The following is an 18,147-nucleotide window of genomic DNA, read 5'->3' on the forward strand; positions in this document are numbered from 1 at the left end:
TCTTCCTTGGCAGAATGGGGAGGAGAGGACGCCGCCGACCGGCGGCGTCCTCGTTTCATGTCAGTTGAAAGAGATCGAGCCGGCGCGGAAATCGAGCACGTAGGGGATGTGGCCCGGCTTGGGCGCCCAGTCGATGCCCGCCTTCATCGCCCAGGACTCATAGGGGCGGTAAAGCGGCAGGACCGGGGGATCGTTCTTGATCTTCTCCATCAGTTCGGCGTAGGCGGCGCGGCGCAGTTCGACGTCGCCTGAGAAGCGGAAGCGGTCCCAGATCTCGGCATAGTCGGCGTCGGTGTTGAACCGGCCTTCGGATTGCGACGGACCGCCGGGCGCCCACATGACGCCGAAGCTGCCGAACGGATCGGCAAAATACATCGGGTTGGACCAGTTGCGGACCATCAGGTCCGGCGAGTTTCCGGTCCACTTGTCGCCGACGTTGACCTTGCCCTTGACGCCGACCTCGGCCCACATCTCCATGATCGCCTGGGCGGCGAGCAGGCCGTTGGTGTAGTAGCCGGCGGCAGTGTCGAAGGTAATCTCGAAGCCGTCGTAGCCGGCCTCCTTGAGCAGTGCCTTCGCCTGTTCGGGATCGTATTCGAAGGTGGTCAGCTCGGGCATGTAGAGCTGGCCGAATTCCTCCATCGTGTGGGTGGAGGGCACCACCGCCTTGCCGAGCCAGAGCGCCTCGTTGAGGGTGTCGCGGTCGATCGCCAGCGACAGCGCCCGGCGGATGCGCGCATCCTTCAGCTTGGGATGGTTCTGGTTCATGATCATGACGTGGAACAGCGCGGTCGGAGCGCCGGCGGCCTTGATCGCCGGATCGCTGTCGATCAGGGCGAGCTGGTCGGGCGCGATGTTGGTGACGATGTCGGCCTCGCCGGTCTTCAGCGCGGTGATGCGCGAGGCGGTTTCCGGCATGTGCTTGACCGTCACCCGGTCGAGCGGCGCCTTCTCGCCCCAGAAGCCGTCGAAGCGCTCCCAGACGATGCGTTCACCCGGAACGAACTCGGCGACGCGATAGGGGCCAGTGCCGACCGGCTTGAGCGAGAAGGCCTCGTAGTCGTCGTTCTCGATCGCGTTCGGATCGCCGGCGAGCGACTTGGTGTAGTCCTCGGGAACGATCATGACCTGCTGCAGATTCAGCAGCGTCTCCCACAGCGGCTCGGCGCGCTTGGCGTGGACGCGCACGGTGTAGTCGTCGACCTTCTCGGCCCGGTCGAAATTGTTCAGCCGGTCGCGCGAGCGCACCTGGTAGGGCGGAAACTCGGCCTGGAACATGCGGTTGAGCGAGAACACCACGTCGTCGGCGGTCATGGCCTCGCCGTTGTGGAACGTCACGCCTTCGCGCAGCTTGAGTTCCATGACGGTCGGTTCGATCAGCGTCCAGGACGTCGCCAGCGCCGGAACCCATTCGGTTTCGGTGGTGTCGTGGTTGCGGCCGATGAGCGTGTCGAAGACGTTGTAGTAGAACTGCGAGCCGACGTTGGAATGGTCGCGGCCCGGATCCAGGTAGCTGGAGACGTTGGCGGCGCCGACGGTCAGTTCGGCGGAGAAGGCGCCGGTGGCGAGCACCGAGGCGAGGGCAGTGGTTGCCAGAAGTTTCTTCATCGTAAGCCTCCAAGGCTTGTTGAGAGGGAATCTGCGGCCTTTGCGGCTTCTGTTCTTGGATTTCAGCGAGCGCGAAGGCGCACGTCGGCGCGGTCGCGCAGCCAGTCGCCGAGGATCTGCACGGCGAAGGTGAGGAACAGGATCATCACGGCCGGGGCGACGACGATCCACGGTGCCGTCGGCAGGTAGTCGCGGCCGATGCCGACCATGGAGCCGAGCGTCGCGGTCGGCGGCTGGACGCCGAGGCCGAGGAAGGACAGCGTCGATTCCAACAGCACGATATTGGAAAAGCTGAGGGTGAACTGCACCACCAGCGGCGAGGCGATGTTGGGCAGGATGTGGCGGAAGGCGATCCGGTGCGGCGCGGCGCCGGCGGCGCGGGCGGCCTCGATGAAGGGCATCTGCACCAGCTTGCGCACCTCTGCGCGGACGATGCGGGCGTATTGCTCCCAGCCGTAGAGACCGAGCACGAGGATCATGATCTCCAGACTGCTGCCGAAGAGGGCCAGGATGAGCAGGGCGACGAGGGTGAAGGGAATGGCGATCTGGGCGTCGACCAGCCCCATCACGAAATCCTCGAACAGGCCGCCGACGAGACCGGCCAGAAGTCCCAGAAATCCGCCGATCGCGAGGCCCAGCATCGCTCCCATCAGGGCCAGGGCGAAGGTCAGGCGCAGGCCGTAGAGGCAGCGGGAGAAGATGTCGCGGCCGAGTTCGTCGGTGCCGAGCAGGAAGCCGGCCTTGTAGCGCTCGAAGCCGAGGGGCGGGCGCAGGCGCGAGATCAGGCTCTGGGCGTTGGGGTCGAAGGGGGCGACGAGGGGGGCGGCGAGGGCGACGACAACCAGCAGAAGGGCGGTCAGCAGGGCCGCGCGCTGGATCCAGTTGGCCTGGGTCCACAGGGACGCCAGCGGCTCTATCCACGCCGGCAGGCGCCGGACTCGAACCGCGGGCGAGAGCGAGGAAGCGAGGTCCGTCATGGGTTTATCCTTTGGCCAAGCGGATGCGCGGGTCGGCGTAGGCATAGGCGATATCCACCAGCGCGTTGATGACGACGACGGCGACGGCGACCGTCAGCACGCCGAACTGCAGGACCGGGTAGTCGCGCAGCAGGGCCGAGCGCACGAGCAGGTGGCCGATGCCCGGCCAGGCGAAGATCGCTTCGATGACGACGCTGCCGGCAGCGGCGAGGCCGGCGACCTGGAGGCCGATCACGGAGAGGATCGTGATGGCCGCGTTGCGGAGCCCGTGCTTCAGGATAACCGTCTGTTCGGAAAGGCCTTTTGCCCGCGCGGTGCGCATGTAGTCCTGGCTCAGGACGTCGAGCATGGCGTTGCGGGTGAAGCGGGTGAGGGCGGCGACGAGGACGCCGGAGAGCGCCAGCGTGGGCATCAGGAAGTGCCACGGCGTGCCGTTGCCGACGACCGGCAGCCAGTTGAGGGTGTAGGAAAACACCAGCACCAGCAGGGTCGCGATGACGAAGTTGGGCACCGCATAGCCGAGGAAGGCGACCACCATGACGGCGCTGCCGAGCCAGGACTTGCGGTATAGCGCGGCCAGCACGCCAAGCGGCAGGGAGACCAGCAGGGTGAACCCGACGGCGCTGACAAGCAATTGAAACGAAGGCCAGATCCGCTCCGCGACGATCTCCGCGACGGGCCTGCGCTCAAGGAAGGAAAGGCCGAACCGGCCATCGGCGATGGCGGCCAGGTAGCGCCAGTACTGGGTCCAGACCGAGCCGTCGAGGCCGTAGTAGGCGATCAGCAGGGCGCGGTCTTCCTGTGTGATACCTTCACCGATGACGAAATCAATGGGGTTGCCGGACAGGCGCGTGGCGAAGAACACCAGCGTCACGATGACGAACAGGGTAACGGCCATCTTGACCAGGGTGCGGAGCGCGAAGGCCAGCATCACAAGGCTCCTACATGTGTCCGGAAAGGCACCGGATCGCCGCCGGACTCCGGCCGACCCGCTGCCGGGGAGGTGCTGCGGCCAGCGGCGGTGCCGGGTGCGAGCGTGGGAGCGGCGACGTGGAGGAAGTCGATCCCCGCGGCGGCGGCGGCCGCGCCGTCGGTCTCGGCGTTGTCGCCGACGAAGACCGAGCGGTCGGCCGGTACGCCGGCGCGGGCGAGGGCGAGGTCGACCAGGGCGCGCTCGGGCTTGCCGAAGGCGCGGTAGCGGACCTCCGGCCAGCAGGCCCGGACCGCCGCCAGAAGGGCGCCGGTCTCGGGCACAGGCTCGCCGTCGGCTCCGGGGTGGGTGCGGTCCAGGTTGGTGACCCAGAGGTCGGCGCCGGCGCGGACCGCCCGAAGCAGCGATGTCAGGCCGGCGATGGCGAAGCGGCTGTCGCGGGCGAGCAGCACGACGTCGGGCCGGTCGGGTGAGAGGTCGAGGCCGAGGCCGTCGGCCAGGAGGCGGATCGGTTCCTCGGCATGCAGCGACAGGCGGGCGCCGGGACGCTCGGCGGCGAGCACGCGCACGGCCTGTTCGCCGGCGAGCAGGATCCGCCCGGGTGCGATCACAAGCCCCATGCCGGCGAGGCGCGCGGACAGGCTGTCGGCGGTGTCGGAAGAATTGTTGGAGACGAGCCACAGACGGTCGGCGGCGGCGGCGGCGAAACCGGCGGCGCCGTCGAGGAGGCGACCGTCGGAGACGAGGCAGCCGTCGAGGTCGCACAGCACCGCATCATACCCGGCGACCAGGGCCGGATCGAGGGCCGGGACATGTCTTGTCGTTCTTGCCAGCATTGCGTCTTTCCCGCGGGCACAGGCAAGGGCCCGCGCCGGCGTTCGATGGCCATCGGGTGGCCGGGGTCTCGGATGTCCGCTCGGCCGGGCGTCGGGAGGGAGGGCCGGGCGCTGCGAACGAGAGCAAACTGTCGTGCGACTGTGACGTGGCCGTAACAGACCAACCCTAAAGTACGAGCCGGCCAAACCTTTGCTTTGGCTGGCGCGAAAAAGGGGTCCGTCGGACGATGTCGGTGACGCTTTCCAGGATCAGGGCGGTCAATGCGGTCGCTGCCAGCGGCTCTTTCGCGGCGGCGGCGCGCGCCTTGCGCATTTCCCAGCCGGCGGTGTCACGCCAGGTGCGAGAGCTGGAAACGGAATACGGGGTGCGGTTGTTCGACCGCAAGAACGGCGTCCTGCTGCCGACGCCGGTGTGCAGCGAGTTGTGCGACGTGGCCGAGCGGATGGCCGAGGCGGAGCGCGTGGCAACCCGGATCCTGACCCGGCACAACACGCTGCTGAACGGCCGGCTGACGGTCGGGCTCGGCAACTCGATGCCCGGCATGGCGCTGATCGCAGCCTTCCACAAGCGCCACCCGAGCATCGAGATCGCGGTCGAGACCGGATCGCACGAGGACGTCACGCGGGCGGTGCTGACGCGCGAGGTCGACATCGGCGTGCTGCCGGACGTGCCCCGCGACGGACGGTTCCGGCGCGAGCTGCTGATGCGCCAGAACGTGGTCGCCATCGTCCATCCCGACACTCCGCTTGCCGCCGCGCGGGAGGTCAGCTGCGCCCGGCTGGTGCGCGAGCCGCTGATCTTCCGCACGCGTGGCTCGTCGACCCAGCGCGTGGTCGACCGGGCGTTCCGGGCAGCCGGCTTCGATCCGGTGCCGCTGCTGACGCTGGACACGCGCGACGCGGTCTACGAGGCGGTGGTCAACGGTCTCGGCGTCGGCTTCATGTGGCGCCACGGGACGGCGCGCACCGACGTGGTGCGCCGTCTGACGGTGCCCGAGATGGTCAAGGAATACGAGGAGTCCGCCTTCGCGCTCGCTGACGAGAAAAGCCTGCTGCACGACGCCTTCTTCGCGACGGTGCGCGCGTTCCGGGCCGAGCAGGAAGGCCCGGACGGCCGGGAGGCGCCGTGCTGAGGCCGCCTCAGAGGCGCAGGATCGGCACCGGGGTGCCGGCGTGGAGGGGCGGGGCGAAGGGGGCGCGGACGATGAGGGCGCCGGACTTCGCCAGCAGCGCCAGCATGGAGCTGTCCTGCCGGTCAAAGGGATGGACGACGAGGGTGCCGTCGTCGTGGCGCGACAGCGTCGCGCGCAGATAGTCCTGGCGGCGGTCGTTCTCGGCCACCGGACCGCCGAGCACAGCGGTTTCCTCGAACAGGTCGGGGCTGCGGCCGAGCATCGCAGCAATCAGCGGCCGCAGGAACAGCAGCGCGCAGACCAGGCTGGAGACCGGATTGCCGGGCAGGCCGAGCACCTTCATGGACCCGAGCCGGCCGGCCATCAGCGGCTTGCCCGGGCGCATGGCGATCTTCCAGAAGGCGAGGTCCATGCCCTCGCCGCCGAGCACTTCCTGGACGAGGTCGTGGTCGCCGACCGAGGCGCCGCCGAGCGTGACGAGAATGTCGGCGCCGGCCTGCAACGCCTCGCGGACCTTGGCGGCGATGGCGGTCTGGTCGTCGGGGGCGATGCCGAGGTCGAGCGGCGTGCCGCCGCAGTCCTCCACCAGCGCGGCGACGCCGGCGTGGTTGGAGGCGATGATCTGGTCCGGGCCGGGTTCGGCGCCGGGGGGCACCAGTTCGTCGCCGGTGGCGACGATGGCGACGAGCGGACGCCGGCGGACCGGCAGCCTCGCGTGGTTCATGGCGGCGGCGAGAGCAAGCGTGCGGTAGTCGAGCCGGGCGCCGGCATGGATCAGGGCCTCGTCCTTGCGGAAGTCGAGGCCGGCGGGGCGGATGAACTGGCCGGGCGCGGGCCGTTCCAGCGCGGTGACGGTGTCGCCGTCGCGGCGGGCGTCCTCCTGGATCAGGATCGCGTCAGCGCCCTCGGGAACGGGCGCGCCGGTGAAGATGCGCACCGCCTGGCCCGGGGCGAGCGCGCCGGCAAAGCCGTGGCCGGCCGGCGCCTCGCCGACGACCTCAAGCGTCGCGGGCAGGGTTTCGAGATCGGAGAGGCGGACCGCATAGCCGTCCATGGCGGAGGCCGGGAACGGCGGCTGGGTCCGGGTCGCGGCGAGATCTTCGGCGAGCACGCGGCCGTTCGCCTGGGCCAGCGGCACCTGTTCCGTCCCGAGTGGCGCCACGCCGTCGAGCAGGCGGGCGCGCGCTTCGGCAACCGGCATCAGGCTCATGTCAGTCGGCTCCCTCGGTACGCCAGTGGCCAGAGCGGCCGCCGGACTTTTCCTCCAGGCGAATGTCGCCGATGACCATGCCGCGGTCGACGGCCTTGGCCATGTCGTAGATGGTCAGGCAGGCGACGGAACAGGCCGTCATCGCCTCCATCTCGACGCCGGTCTGGCCGGTCACCTTGGCCATGGCGCGCACCCTGAGGCCGGGCAGGGCCGGATCGGGCTCGATGTCGACGGTGACCTTGGACAGGGCGAGCGGATGGCACAGCGGAATGAGCTCATGCGTGCGCTTGGCCGCCATGATGCCGGCGATGCGCGCGGTGCCGAGGACGTCGCCCTTCTTCGCGTTGCCCGCGACGATGAGATCAAGCGTCTCGGGCGCCATGGTGACCGTGCCGGTGACGACGGCGATCCGGCTGGTGACCGCCTTGTCGGAGACGTCGACCATATGCGCCGCGCCCCGGGCGTCCAGATGGGTCAGGTGGGACTGGTCGCCGCGCGCGCTCATGCCGTCATCCCGCCGTCATCGCCGCGGCGCCGGTCGCGGACTGAGGACGCGCCAGCAGCGCGCGGGTGGCAGCCTCGACGTCGTCCTGGCGCATCAGGCTTTCGCCGATCAGGAAGGTGGAGATGCCGACGGCGTTCATGCGGGCAAGGTCGGCGGGCGTGAACAGGCCCGATTCGCCGACGACGATGCGGTCGGCCGGCACCATCGGGGCGAGCCGTTCGCTCGTTTCCAGCCGGGTCTCGAAGGTCTTCAGGTTGCGGTTGTTGATGCCGACGAGGCGCGACGACAGGCGCAGCGCGCGCTCCAGCTCGGCCTCGTCGTGGACCTCGAGCAGCACGTCCATGCCGAGTTCGAAGGCGGTGTCCTCGAGCGCCTTCGCCGTGGCGTCGTCGACGCCGGCGAGGATGATCAGGATGCAGTCGGCGCCCCAGGCGCGCGCCTCGTGGACCTGGTAGGTGTCGTAGAGAAAGTCCTTGCGCAGGGCCGGCAGGGAGACGGCGGCGCGCGCGGCGCCGAGGTATTCCGGCCGGCCCTGGAACGACGGCGTGTCGGTCAGCACCGACAGGCAGGCGGCGCCGCCGGCCTGGTAGGCGCGGGCGAGGGCCGGCGGGTCGAAGTCGGCGCGAATCAGGCCGCGGGACGGGCTCGCCTTCTTGATCTCGGCGATGAGGGCATAGGCGCCGGCGGCGAGTTTCGCCTCGATGGCGCGCAGGAAACCGCGCGGCGGCCCGGCGTCGGCGATGCGGGCGGCAAGCTCGGCCAGCGGCACGGCGGCCTTGGCCGCGGCGATCTCCGCGCGCTTGTAGGCCTCGATCTTCTGCAGGATGTCGGCCATGGCGCTATCCGTCCGAAATCGCGACCAGCCGCTCGAGCCGGTCGAGGGCGTCGCCGTTGTCGATCGAGGCGGCTGCCATCGCGACACCGTCCTTCAGCGTTGCGACCCGGCCGGCGACGATCAGCGAGGCGGCGGCGTTGAACAGCACCACGTCGCGGTAGGCATTCTTCGTGCCGGCGAGCACGGAGCGCAGGGCGGCCGCGTTCTCCTCCGGCGTGCCGCCCCTGAGCTGCTCGAAATCGGTGCGCGGCAGGCCGGCGTCCTCCGGGGTGACCTCGAAACAGCGGACACTGCCGTCCTTGAGCTCGGCGACCCGGGTCGGGCCGGTGGTGGTGATTTCGTCCATGCCGTCGGAGCCGTGCACGACCCAGACGTGCTCGGAGCCGAGGTTCCTCAGCACATGGGCGAGCGGCTCGACCCATTCGGGCGCGAAGACGCCGGTCATCTGGCGGCGGACGCCGGCCGGATTGGACAGCGGACCGAGCAGGTTGAAGATCGTGCGGGTGCCGAGTTCGATGCGGGTCGGGCCGACGTGCTTCATCGCCGCGTGGTGGAGGGGGGCGAACATGAAGCCGATGCCGGCGCGGTCGATGCAGTCGGCGATGCGCTCGGGGTCGATGTCGATATTGACGCCGAGCTGGGCGAGCGCCTCGGCGGCGCCGGACTTCGACGACAGCGAGCGGTTGCCGTGCTTGGCGACCGGCACGCCGCAGCCGGCGACGACCAGCGCCGCGCAGGTCGAGATGTTGTAGCTGCCGGTGGCGTCGCCGCCGGTGCCGACGATGTCGACGGCATCGTCCGGCGCCTTGACGGTCAGCATGCGCGCGCGCATGGAGGCGACCGCGCCGGTGACCTCTTCGACGGTCTCGCCGCGCATGCGCAGGGCCATCAGGAAGCCGCCGAGCTGGGACGGCGTCGCCTCGCCGGACAGGATGATGTCGAAGGCCTCTCGTGCCTCCGACAGGCTCAGCGTGCCGCCGCCGGCGATTCTGGCGATGAAGCCCTTGAACGTGCTCATGGTCGTTCGTTTCCTCCGCGCCGCGTCCGGGCTCCGGCCGCTAGCTGCCGCCGCCGAGGCCGAGGACCTGGGCGATCGCGGCCTGGTTCACCTCGACGCCGCGGGTGCGTTCGATTTCCGAAACATACTGGTTGAGCAGGGAATCCTGCAGCTGGCGCGCAACCTGCTCGTCGATCGCCTTGACCTCGTCGGCTTCCATGAAGAAGGCCGGGCTGGAGATGGCGTCGACCATCATGACGATCCGGTTGCCGTCCTTGCCGGCGGCCTCGGCGACGGTGCCGGCCGGGCCGGAGAAGGCGCTGCCGGCGGCCGCGGCCGTGAAGTCGCCCGAGTCGGTGGCGCGCTTGAGCGGCGCGGAGGTCTTCACCTCCAGGCCAAGGTCGGCGGCAACGACGTCCAGGCTCTCGCCGGCCTTCAGCCGGTCGGCGGTGCCGGCAGAAAGATCGGCCAGGCGCTTGATGCGTTCGGCAGCGCCCCAGGCGATGACCACGGACGGGCGCACCTCGTCGAGTGGGCGGTCGCGGGCGGGAATCACCTCGGCGACCTCGTACCAGACGAAGCCGCGCTCGCCGAGCGGCAGCGGGTCGTTCTCGATGCCAACGTCGCTGTCGAAGGCCTCGCGCAGCAGGCCGTCGCCGTCCGGCAAGGAAACCGTCGCGCCGGTCTCGGCCTTGCCCGTGGCGTCGAGCGCCGGCGGCGTGGCGAGGGCGAGCTTGAAGCGCTCGGCAATCTCGGCGAGCGCGGCGCCGCCGGCGCGGGCGTCCTCGATCTCGTCGTGGATGTCGAGCACCTCGCGTTCGGCACGCTCGCGGGCGATCTCCTGCTTGAGCTCGTCGCGGACCTCCTCGAACGGGCGGGTCGCTGCGGGGCGGATCTCGGCGGCCTCGAGGATGACGGTGGCGAAGCGGCCCTCGACGGCGCCGCTGACGGCGCCCTCGTCAAGCGCGAAGGCGGCCTCGGCGATGGCCGGATCGAGGAAGTCGGACTTGCGCATCAGGCCGAGGTCGACGTCGGCCTCGGCGAGATTGCGCTCGGCCATCAGCTCGGCGAAGCTCGCGCCGGAGGCAAGGCGTTCGGCGGCCGCACGGGCGGCGTCCGCGTCGGGGAACGGCATCTGGCGGACGCGGCGGCGCTCGTCCTCGGAGAAGCGGCTGCCGGCGCGCTCATAGGCGGAGCGGGCGTCGGCGTCGGTGACCTCGTCCGGCCGGGCGACGGCGTCGGGGGTCAGCTCGAGGAGGGCGAGGCGGCGGTATTCGGGCGCGCGGAAGGCGGCCCTGTTGTCGTCGAAATAGGCCTCCAGCGCGGCGTCGTCCGGCTCGGCGATGGAACCGACGGCGGCCGGGGTCAGCAGCAGGTAGCGGACCGTGCGGGTCTCGTTCTGGTAGGCGTTGAAGGCCTCGAGCAGGACCTGCGGCGAGATCAGGCTGCCGCTCAGCGCCTCGGCGATCTGCTGGCGCTCGGCCAGACGGCGGCGCTCGACGACATAGTCGTCCTCGGAGATGCCGTTGGCGCGCAGCAACTGGGCGAGGCGGGCGCGGTCGAAGCCGCCGCCGGGACGCTGGAACACCGGGTCGGCCTGGATCACCCGGATCAGCTCGGCGTCGGAGATGCCGAGGGTCATGGCGCGCGCGTCGTCGTCGAGGGCGGCTTCGGCGACCAGGCGGCCGAGCACCTGCTGGGGCAGGCCGATCTGAGCACCCTCGGTGGTCGACAGCGGCCGGCCGATCTGGCGCGACAGGGCGGACAGCTCGCGCCGGTAGGCCTGGTCGAAGCTCTGCAGGGAGATCTCGGTGTCGCCGACCCTGGCGGCGACGTTGCGGCCGAAGCCCTGGAAGATGTCGGCGATCCCCCAGACCGCGAAGCTCAGGATGAGCAGGGCGATGAAGATCTTGGCAACGAAGGTGCCGGCGCCCTTGCGCAGCGCGTCGAGCATGATGTCTCCCGTCCGTCCTTATAGGTCTGCGCGGGCGTGCGCCCGGCTTGCATGGCCTCGTCGAGGCGGGCGGATAATAGAGAGCGGGCGGCGGGGGAGCAAGGCGCGTCGCGGGGCGAAAATGGCGCCGGCGCGGCAAAGCCTGCAGCGGCTGCGGCACAGGGCGGTCTTGCGCTTTGCGCCGCATCTGCTAGCCAAGGCGGCAAAGCAACCTTCGAACCGCGTGGGGGCGTAGCGAACCATGACTGCGACGATCAGGCCGCTGGTGGCCGGCAACTGGAAGATGAACGGCCTCGGCGCCAGCGTGGCGGAGTTCGCCGCGATCGCGGGCGGCATCGACGCCGCCCTGGCGACCCGGGTCGACACCATGATCTGCCCGCCGGCGACGCTGGTGGCGCGGCTGGCCGAGGCGGCCGCCGGCACGGCGGTCGCGGTCGGCGGCCAGGACTGCCACGCGGCGGCCTCGGGCGCCCATACGGGCGACGTCTCTGCCGAGATGCTGGCCGATGCCGGTGCCAGCGCGGTGATCGTCGGTCATTCGGAGCGGCGCACCGACCATAACGAGAGCGACGCCCTGGTGCGGGCGAAGGCGCAGGCGGCCTGGCGCGCCGGGCTGACGGCGATCGTCTGTGTCGGCGAGACGGAGGCGCAGCGGCGCGCCGGCGAAACGCTGGCGGTGGTCGGCGCGCAGGTCGCCGGCTCGGTGCCGGACGGCGCGCGCGCGGCGACCTGCGTCGTCGCCTACGAGCCGGTGTGGGCGATCGGCACCGGGCTGACGCCGACGGCGGCCGACGTCGCCGAGGTGCACGGCGCGATCCGCGCCGCGCTGACGGCGCGCTTCGGCGCCGAGGGCGCGGCGATGCGGCTGCTCTACGGCGGCTCGGTGAAGCCCGCCAACGCCGCCGAACTGATGGCGGTGGCCGATGTCAACGGCGCGCTGGTCGGCGGCGCGAGCCTGAAGGCGGCGGACTTCCTCGGCATCCTGGCCGCCTACCGCTGACGGCGCGCCGGGCGGCTTCTAGGGTGGAAAGCGGGCGGAGACTGGTGTAGAAGGCCGGCAAAGCTCAACAACACATCGGCCCACCATGGAAACGGTAGTTATCGTAATTCACCTGATGGTCGTGCTGGCCCTCGTGCTGGTCGTCCTCCTTCAGCGCTCCGAAGGCGGTGCGCTCGGCATGGGCGGCGGCAGCGGCGGCGGCTTCATGTCCAGCCGCGGCACGGCCAACGTGCTGACCCGGGCGACGGCGGTGCTGGCCGTGGTGTTTTTCGCAACCTCGATCGCGCTCAGCCTGATCGCCAAGACCGGCGACCGGCCGTCGTCGATCCTCGACGCGGTGCCGACGGCGGGCGAGAGCGCGCCGGCTGTGCCGGCGGCCCCGGGCGGCGAGGCGCCGGCTGGCGGCGGCATCCTCGACGCGCTGCGCCAGCAGAGCCAGCCGACCGGCCCGCAGGTTCCGGCGGCGCAGTAAGCGGCCACGCCGGAGCCTTTCCGGCGCTGGCCGGCCCCTGGCAAAAATGCCCTGCGCTGGCGGCGGCAGGGCATTTTTATTGTGTCTAACCACAACGACCGAGTGGCCGAATCGGCCCCGGCAACGATATGGTATTGCTCCATGGCGCGATACGTTTTCATCACTGGCGGCGTGGTCTCCTCGCTTGGCAAAGGTCTGGCCTCGGCGGCTCTGGGAGCGCTGCTCCAGGCACGCGGCTACAAGGTGCGGCTGCGCAAGCTCGACCCCTATCTCAACGTCGATCCGGGGACCATGAGCCCCTACCAGCACGGCGAGGTATTCGTCACTGACGACGGCGCCGAGACCGACCTCGACCTCGGTCACTACGAGCGCTTCACCGGCCGGCCGGCGAGCAAGAAAGACAACATCACGACGGGGCGCATCTACCAGGAGATCATCGCCAAGGAGCGCCGCGGCGACTATCTCGGCGGCACGGTGCAGGTGATCCCGCACGTCACCGACGCGATCAAGGCCTTCGTGCTGGACGGCAACGACGACGTCGACTTCGTGCTGGTCGAAATCGGCGGCACGGTCGGCGACATCGAGGGCCTGCCGTTCTTCGAGGCGATCCGCCAGCTCGGCAACGACCTGCCGCGCGGCGATGCGGTCTACATCCACTTGACGCTGATGCCCTATCTGCCGAGCGCGGGCGAGATGAAGACCAAGCCGACCCAGCACTCGGTGAAGGAACTGCGCTCCATCGGCATCCAGCCGGACATCCTGATGGTGCGCTGCGACCGGCCGATCCCGGACAACGAGCGGCGCAAGCTGTCGTTGTTCTGCAACGTGCGCGAAAGCGCGGTCATTCCGGCCTATGACGTCAAGTCGATCTACGACGTGCCGATCGCCTATCACCGCGAGGGCCTCGACGAGGAGGTGCTGCGCGCCTTCGGCATCACCGGCGCGCCGGCGCCGGTGCTGGAGCGCTGGGAGGAGATCTCGCGCCGGGTCGACAATCCGGAAGGCGAGGTGACCATCGCCATCGTCGGCAAGTACACCGTGCTGAAGGACGCCTACAAGTCGCTGATCGAGGCGCTGGTGCACGGCGGCATCGCCAACAATGTCAAGGTCAACCTGGACTGGATCGAATCGGAGACCTTCGAGAAGGAGGACCCGAGCCCCTATCTTGAGGGCGTCGCCGGCATCCTGGTGCCAGGCGGCTTCGGCGAGCGCGGCGCGGAAGGCAAGATCGCCGCCGCCCATTTCGCCCGCACGCGCAACGTGCCCTATTTCGGCATCTGCTTCGGCATGCAGATGGCGGTGCTGGAGGCGGCGCGCAACCTCGCCGGCATCGGCAAGGCGAGTTCCACCGAATTCGGCCCGGCCGAGGAGCCGGTGGTCGGCCTGATGACGGAATGGACGCGCGGCAACGAGAAGGAAGTGCGCGTCGCCGGCGACGACCTCGGCGGCACCATGCGCCTTGGCGCCTATCCGGCACGGCTGAAGGCCGGCTCGAAGATCGCCGAGATCTACGGCACGACGACGATCTCGGAACGCCACCGCCACCGCTACGAGGTCAACATCGGCTATCGCGATCAGCTGGAGGCCTGCGGCCTGAACTTCGCCGGCACGTCGCCCGACGGTGTGCTGCCGGAAACCGTGGAGATCGACGACCACCCGTGGTTCATCGGCGTGCAGTACCATCCCGAGCTGAAGTCACGGCCGTTCGAACCGCATCCGCTGTTCGCCTCGTTCATCGCGGCAGCGGTCAAGCGCAGCCGCCTGGTCTGATTCGGCCTGATCTGATCTGAAATGACCGGTGCGGCCCGGCGCGGACGCGGCGAACCATCTGCGGGGCACAAGCCCGGGCGACAAGTCGGACACAAGCCCGGGCGACAAGTCGGACACAGGCCCGGACACAGGCCGGGACAGGGGGAGGACGCGGGATGTCGCGGGGTCTCGATCATGTCGTCGTCGCCGTGCGCGACCTGGAGGCGGCGGCCGCCGTCTGGCAGGCGCTCGGCTTCACGCTGACGCCGAAGGCGCGCCATCCGTTCGGCACGGCCAACCGGCTGATCCAGCTCGACGGCGCCTTCATCGAACTGCTGGCGGTCGAGGATGCAGCGTCGATCGCCGACCCCGCGCCGGGCGCCTTCTCCTTCGCGGCCTTCAACCGGGATTTCCTCGCCGCACGGGTGGGTGCCTCGATGCTGGTGGTGGACAGCACCGACCCGGCGGCCGACCGGGCCGCCTTCGCGGCCGCCGGCCTGCCGGTGTTCGAGCCCTTCGCCTTCGAGCGGACGGCGGCGGCGCCGGACGGCGGCAGCGCCCGGGTCGGCTTCGACCTGACCTTCACCGCCGACCCGCAGGCCCCAGGCATCGGCTTCTTCACCTGCCGCAACCGCTATCCGGAGAATTTCTGGAAGGCCGACTACCAGCGCCACGCCAACGGCGCGCGCCGGCTCGCCGACGTCGTCCTGGTCGCCGAGGATCCGGCCGACCACCACATCTTCCTAGAGGCCTTCGCCGGCCGGCGCGAGCTGCGTGCGACCAGCCTCGGCATCGAGGTCGAGACTGCGCGCGGCTGGATCTCGATCTTCACGCCGGTCGGCTTCCGGCTGATGTTCGGCGACGCCGCCGCCGACGCGCTGCCCGCACGCCTGCCGGCGATCAGCGCCATCGCCGTGGAGGGCGACGAGGGCACCGAGCGCCAGGTGGTGCCGGGATCGGAGCTGTTCGGCGTGACCCTGGTGCTCGACGGCACCGGCCGGGTCCGGGCGGGGCGGTGAGGGGGCCGTGACGATACGCGGGGGTGAGAGATGCAAGACAGTGATGAATTTGCGCGCGTAATCGGCCATTGCTCCCTCGCCTGGACGGCCTGTCATTCTAATGTTTTCTTGATATTCAAGCTTACCTCGGGTTTTACAGACGAGGCAGCAAGGCGAATATTTTTTAAGATACGGCAAGATTATTTGCAGAGAGAGTTAGCAATCTCTTCATTAGAATCTTGTGATTGGATTGATGGCGAAAGAAAGCAAGAAATAATAGAAGTCGTCGAAAAGCTCGGTTACGTCTCTAATCGAAGAAACGTTGCGGTTCATCAGATGTGGAGCAGGGATGAGAACGACAATATAATTCCCCATCCTGATGCGGAAAATTTTTTAAAAGATAAATATTCACAAAATAATAGCCTTCGTGATCTTTTTGGGAAATTACACGAAGAGCTTCATAATATTTACCACCAACTCATGGATCATTGTGAATATATAGAAAATTTATAAATCAAATATTATTGATCATTAATTATTTATAGTTAATAGTATTGGTAATTTCTTATTTAAATTTAGTTGTAGAGTTACAGCTAATTCTGCTTATTGTTTTAAGGTGATAGCGAACACTTCTTCGTGACTACTTCTTGCTATAGGGGCGAACCTGTGTGGGGCGAGCCCTGCAGCCAGCGCTCTGGCAGCGAGTAGGTCCCGGGTCTCGCTGCGCTCGCCCGGTGTGACCTGCGAGGGTGTGGCGAGGCGGTCAGGCGAGGGCGCGGGCGAGGGCGGGGAGGCTGCGGTCGAGGCGGTAGTCGAGCGAGGAATGGCTGTCGTCGAATTCCTCGTAGACGTGGCGGACGCCCCTGCCGTCGAGCAGCCGGTGCAGGCGGCGGGCGCCGTAGAGCAGGTTGTATTGGTCGGCGCGACCGCATTCGAGCCACAGCAGCTTCAGCCCGGAAAGCGCGCCAAGGCGCGACGGGGCGAGCGTGAGCGGATCCCAGGCGAGCCAGGCCTCCCAGCGCTCGGGCAGGAGCTCGCAGGTTTCGGGATCGACCGGCAGGCGGATGCCGCAGAAGGCGGACGGGTCGGGATCGTAGGTGGCGGCCATGGCGAGCGTCATCAGCGCGTGCATGTCGCCGCCGGGGTATTTCGGGCCGGCCTCGAAGTCGGTGACGAAGCGCTCGATCGAGCCGTCCTTGCGGGTGAGGGCGCGCAGGGCGCCGGGCATGTCGGGCAGGTAGCACAGGTCGAAGGCCATGTCGCCGGACAGGCAGGCGGCGGCGGCCCAGACCTCGGGGCGCAGCATCGCGTTGACCAGCGCGCCGTAGCCGCCCGACGACTTGCCGAACAGGCCGCGCCGGCCGCTGCCGCCGCAGCCGAAGCGCGCCTCGATCGCCGGCACCAGCTCGTCGGCCAGATAGCGCGTCCACGGGCCCATGGCGGCGGAATCGACATACTGGTTGCCGCCCAGGCGCGTGAAGCAGTCGGGCATGGCGACGACCGCCGGCGGCATCGCGCCCTCGCCGATCAGCCGGTCGAGCCGCTCGGGCAGGTTCTCGCCGAAATTCTGCCAGGCGGCATGCTTGAGACCGGAACCGGTGAAGCCGGCGAGGTCGACCAGCAGCGGCAGGCCGGCGCCGTCGTGGCCGGCGGGGACGTAGACCAGCGTCTCGCGCCGGGTCGGGTCGCCGAGCAGGTTGTCGCCGAGCAGGGCGCTGTCGAGAACGAGGCCGTGCAGGCTGCCGGCGGGCAGGTCGGGGCGCTTGCGCATGGCGGACTCCGGGTTGGGTCGGACGTCCTTTATGGGTCAGGCCGGCGCGACGCGCAAACCCGCCGTTGGCAGGAGGCACGGGAAAGCGGGACCGATGGCGTGCGCACGCTTGACCGGTCAGGCGCCATGACCTAAGGGCGTTCCATGACCAAGGCGTTCATCAGCGGCTGCGCGGGAGCGCTCCTCAGCGACGAGGAGGCGGCGTTCTTCGCCGCCGAAAAGCCCTGGGGCCTGATCCTGTTCCGCCGCAACTGCGTCGATCCCGACCAGGTGCGCGCGCTGGTGCGCGCCTTCCGAGGAGCCGTCGGGCGCGGCAACGCGCCGGTGCTGATCGACCAGGAGGGCGGGCGCGTGCAGCGGCTCAAGCCGCCGCACTGGCCGGACTACCCGCCGCCTGGCCGCTTCGGCACGCTGCACGCGCGCGACCCGCGGGCGGGCCTGCGCGCCGCCTTCCTGGGCGCGCGACTGATCGCCGACGACCTCCATGACCTGGGCATCACGGTCGACTGCCTGCCGCTGCTCGACGTCGGCCGGCCGGAGACGGTCGATGCCATCGGCGACCGGGCCTATTCGCCCGATCCGGCTGCAGTGGCCGCACTCGGGCGGGCGACCTGCGACGGGCTGATGGCGGGCGGGGTGCTGCCGGTGATGAAGCACATTCCCGGCCATGGCCGCGCCCGCGTCGACAGCCATCTCGTCCTGCCGCGCGTGGACGCTGCGCGCGCCGAGATCGAGGCGGTCGACCTCGCGCCGTTCCGCGCGCTCGCCGACCTGCCGCTGGCGATGACCGCGCATCTGCTCTACGAGGCAATCGACCCGGACCACCCGGCGACCCAGTCGAAGGCGGTGATCGGCGGGCTGATCCGCGGCGCGGCCGGGTTTTCCGGCTGCCTGATGAGCGACGACATTTCCATGCAGGCGCTCGGCGGTAGCATCGCCGAGCGGGCCGCGCTGGCGTTTTCCGCCGGCTGCGACCTGGTGCTGCACTGCAACGGCGACCTCGCCGAGATGGCGGCGGTGGCGGAGGCGGCGCCGGTGCTCACAGGCGCGGCGCGCGCGCGCTGCGAGGCGGCACTGGCGCGGCGCAGCGACCCGGTCGCCGGCTTCGATCGGGCGGCGGCGCGCGCCGAACTCGACGCGCTGCTGTCGGCTCCCGGGGGGGAGGCGTGAG

General features: G+C 69.4%; 17 protein-coding genes. 7 read left to right on the forward strand and 10 right to left on the reverse strand.

The window, feature by feature from the left end:
- Positions 1-60: 60 nt before the first annotated feature.
- From SL003B_RS11015 to SL003B_RS11030, 4 genes are all read right to left on the reverse strand, one after another.
- Entirely contained in the window at positions 61-1,608 is a 1,548-nt protein-coding gene (locus tag SL003B_RS11015; RefSeq protein ID WP_013652919.1) for an ABC transporter substrate-binding protein, read from the reverse strand.
- A gap of 62 nt (positions 1,609-1,670) precedes the next feature.
- Positions 1,671-2,585, reverse strand: a complete 915-nt coding sequence (locus SL003B_RS11020; RefSeq protein WP_013652920.1) for an ABC transporter permease — start codon at positions 2,583-2,585, stop codon at positions 1,671-1,673.
- Positions 2,586-2,589: 4 nt separating this feature from the next.
- Positions 2,590-3,516 carry an ABC transporter permease gene (locus SL003B_RS11025; RefSeq protein ID WP_013652921.1) on the reverse strand — a complete coding sequence of 309 codons (927 nt, stop codon included), beginning with the start codon at positions 3,514-3,516 and terminating at the stop codon, positions 2,590-2,592.
- Positions 3,516-4,352, reverse strand: coding sequence for an HAD-IIA family hydrolase (locus tag SL003B_RS11030; protein ID WP_013652922.1), 837 nt, complete (start codon positions 4,350-4,352; stop codon positions 3,516-3,518). Before SL003B_RS11030 ends, SL003B_RS11025 begins: the two co-directional genes overlap by 1 nt.
- 227 nt (positions 4,353-4,579) lie before the next feature.
- Here SL003B_RS11030 and SL003B_RS11035 point away from each other — a divergent pair, with 227 nt between their 5' ends.
- The gene (locus tag SL003B_RS11035; protein ID WP_041375496.1) at positions 4,580-5,485 is read left to right on the forward strand and encodes a LysR substrate-binding domain-containing protein; all 906 of its coding nucleotides are present in this window, start codon (positions 4,580-4,582) and stop codon (positions 5,483-5,485) included.
- A 7-nt stretch (positions 5,486-5,492) separates the two neighbouring features.
- Here the strand turns inward: SL003B_RS11035 and SL003B_RS11040 are convergent, their stop codons facing one another.
- From SL003B_RS11040 to SL003B_RS11060, 5 genes are read right to left on the reverse strand one after another with little or no spacing between them, the layout of a single operon-like run.
- Positions 5,493-6,695 carry a molybdopterin molybdotransferase MoeA gene (locus SL003B_RS11040; protein WP_013652924.1) on the reverse strand — a complete coding sequence of 401 codons (1,203 nt, stop codon included), beginning with the start codon at positions 6,693-6,695 and terminating at the stop codon, positions 5,493-5,495.
- Between the two features lies 1 nt (position 6,696).
- Complete coding sequence (moaC, locus tag SL003B_RS11045; RefSeq protein WP_013652925.1) at positions 6,697-7,200, reverse strand: cyclic pyranopterin monophosphate synthase MoaC; 504 nt, start codon at positions 7,198-7,200, stop codon at positions 6,697-6,699.
- 4 nt (positions 7,201-7,204) lie between these two features.
- The gene (trpC, locus tag SL003B_RS11050) at positions 7,205-8,035 is read right to left on the reverse strand and encodes an indole-3-glycerol phosphate synthase TrpC (protein ID WP_013652926.1); all 831 of its coding nucleotides are present in this window, start codon (positions 8,033-8,035) and stop codon (positions 7,205-7,207) included.
- A gap of 4 nt (positions 8,036-8,039) precedes the next feature.
- Positions 8,040-9,053: an anthranilate phosphoribosyltransferase gene (gene trpD / locus SL003B_RS11055; RefSeq protein WP_013652927.1), complete on the reverse strand. Its 1,014-nt coding sequence runs from the start codon at positions 9,051-9,053 to the stop codon at positions 8,040-8,042.
- Between the two features lie 40 nt (positions 9,054-9,093).
- Positions 9,094-10,986, reverse strand: a complete 1,893-nt coding sequence (locus SL003B_RS11060) for a SurA N-terminal domain-containing protein (RefSeq protein ID WP_013652928.1) — start codon at positions 10,984-10,986, stop codon at positions 9,094-9,096.
- Between the two features lie 241 nt (positions 10,987-11,227).
- Here SL003B_RS11060 and tpiA point away from each other — a divergent pair, with 241 nt between their 5' ends.
- The 5 genes from tpiA to SL003B_RS23355 all read left to right on the forward strand — a co-directional run bounded on the left by tpiA (position 11,228) and on the right by SL003B_RS23355 (position 15,718).
- On the forward strand, positions 11,228-11,986 hold the full coding sequence (gene tpiA, locus SL003B_RS11065) for a triose-phosphate isomerase (protein WP_013652929.1): 759 nt from the start codon (positions 11,228-11,230) through the stop codon (positions 11,984-11,986).
- Between the two features lie 85 nt (positions 11,987-12,071).
- Complete coding sequence (gene secG, locus SL003B_RS11070; protein ID WP_013652930.1) at positions 12,072-12,458, forward strand: preprotein translocase subunit SecG; 387 nt, start codon at positions 12,072-12,074, stop codon at positions 12,456-12,458.
- A 141-nt stretch (positions 12,459-12,599) separates the two neighbouring features.
- Complete coding sequence (locus SL003B_RS11075; protein WP_013652931.1) at positions 12,600-14,228, forward strand: CTP synthase; 1,629 nt, start codon at positions 12,600-12,602, stop codon at positions 14,226-14,228.
- Between the two features lie 155 nt (positions 14,229-14,383).
- Positions 14,384-15,226 (forward strand): VOC family protein, encoded by an 843-nt coding sequence (locus SL003B_RS11080; protein ID WP_013652932.1) that lies wholly within the window; start codon positions 14,384-14,386, stop codon positions 15,224-15,226.
- 30 nt (positions 15,227-15,256) lie between these two features.
- Entirely contained in the window at positions 15,257-15,718 is a 462-nt protein-coding gene (locus tag SL003B_RS23355) for a hypothetical protein (protein WP_148259290.1), read from the forward strand.
- A 250-nt stretch (positions 15,719-15,968) separates the two neighbouring features.
- Here SL003B_RS23355 and SL003B_RS11085 read toward each other — a convergent pair whose 3' ends face one another.
- Positions 15,969-16,976 (reverse strand): alpha/beta hydrolase, encoded by a 1,008-nt coding sequence (locus tag SL003B_RS11085; RefSeq protein WP_013652933.1) that lies wholly within the window; start codon positions 16,974-16,976, stop codon positions 15,969-15,971.
- 144 nt (positions 16,977-17,120) lie between these two features.
- Here SL003B_RS11085 and nagZ point away from each other — a divergent pair, with 144 nt between their 5' ends.
- Positions 17,121-18,146, forward strand: a complete 1,026-nt coding sequence (gene nagZ, locus SL003B_RS11090; protein ID WP_013652934.1) for a beta-N-acetylhexosaminidase — start codon at positions 17,121-17,123, stop codon at positions 18,144-18,146.
- Position 18,147 lies beyond the last annotated feature (1 nt).

Source organism: Polymorphum gilvum SL003B-26A1 (assembly GCF_000192745.1).
In the GTDB taxonomy this organism is placed as follows: Bacteria; Pseudomonadota; Alphaproteobacteria; order Rhizobiales; family Stappiaceae; genus Polymorphum; species Polymorphum gilvum.

Coding starts and splice junctions, on each gene's coding strand:
- SL003B_RS11030 (WP_013652922.1), bottom strand. CDS start 4,352: ATGCTGGCAAGAACGACAAGACATGTCCCGGCCCTCGATCCGGCCCTG.
- SL003B_RS23355 (WP_148259290.1), top strand. CDS start 15,257: ATGCAAGACAGTGATGAATTTGCGCGCGTAATCGGCCATTGCTCCCTC.
- trpD (WP_013652927.1), bottom strand. CDS start 9,053: ATGAGCACGTTCAAGGGCTTCATCGCCAGAATCGCCGGCGGCGGCACG.
- SL003B_RS11035 (WP_041375496.1), top strand. CDS start 4,580: ATGTCGGTGACGCTTTCCAGGATCAGGGCGGTCAATGCGGTCGCTGCC.
- nagZ (WP_013652934.1), top strand. CDS start 17,121: ATGACCAAGGCGTTCATCAGCGGCTGCGCGGGAGCGCTCCTCAGCGAC.
- SL003B_RS11080 (WP_013652932.1), top strand. CDS start 14,384: ATGTCGCGGGGTCTCGATCATGTCGTCGTCGCCGTGCGCGACCTGGAG.
- tpiA (WP_013652929.1), top strand. CDS start 11,228: ATGACTGCGACGATCAGGCCGCTGGTGGCCGGCAACTGGAAGATGAAC.
- secG (WP_013652930.1), top strand. CDS start 12,072: ATGGAAACGGTAGTTATCGTAATTCACCTGATGGTCGTGCTGGCCCTC.
- SL003B_RS11015 (WP_013652919.1), bottom strand. CDS start 1,608: ATGAAGAAACTTCTGGCAACCACTGCCCTCGCCTCGGTGCTCGCCACC.
- SL003B_RS11025 (WP_013652921.1), bottom strand. CDS start 3,516: ATGCTGGCCTTCGCGCTCCGCACCCTGGTCAAGATGGCCGTTACCCTG.
- SL003B_RS11040 (WP_013652924.1), bottom strand. CDS start 6,695: ATGAGCCTGATGCCGGTTGCCGAAGCGCGCGCCCGCCTGCTCGACGGC.
- trpC (WP_013652926.1), bottom strand. CDS start 8,035: ATGGCCGACATCCTGCAGAAGATCGAGGCCTACAAGCGCGCGGAGATC.
- moaC (WP_013652925.1), bottom strand. CDS start 7,200: ATGAGCGCGCGCGGCGACCAGTCCCACCTGACCCATCTGGACGCCCGG.
- SL003B_RS11060 (WP_013652928.1), bottom strand. CDS start 10,986: ATGCTCGACGCGCTGCGCAAGGGCGCCGGCACCTTCGTTGCCAAGATC.
- SL003B_RS11020 (WP_013652920.1), bottom strand. CDS start 2,585: ATGACGGACCTCGCTTCCTCGCTCTCGCCCGCGGTTCGAGTCCGGCGC.
- SL003B_RS11075 (WP_013652931.1), top strand. CDS start 12,600: ATGGCGCGATACGTTTTCATCACTGGCGGCGTGGTCTCCTCGCTTGGC.
- SL003B_RS11085 (WP_013652933.1), bottom strand. CDS start 16,976: ATGCGCAAGCGCCCCGACCTGCCCGCCGGCAGCCTGCACGGCCTCGTT.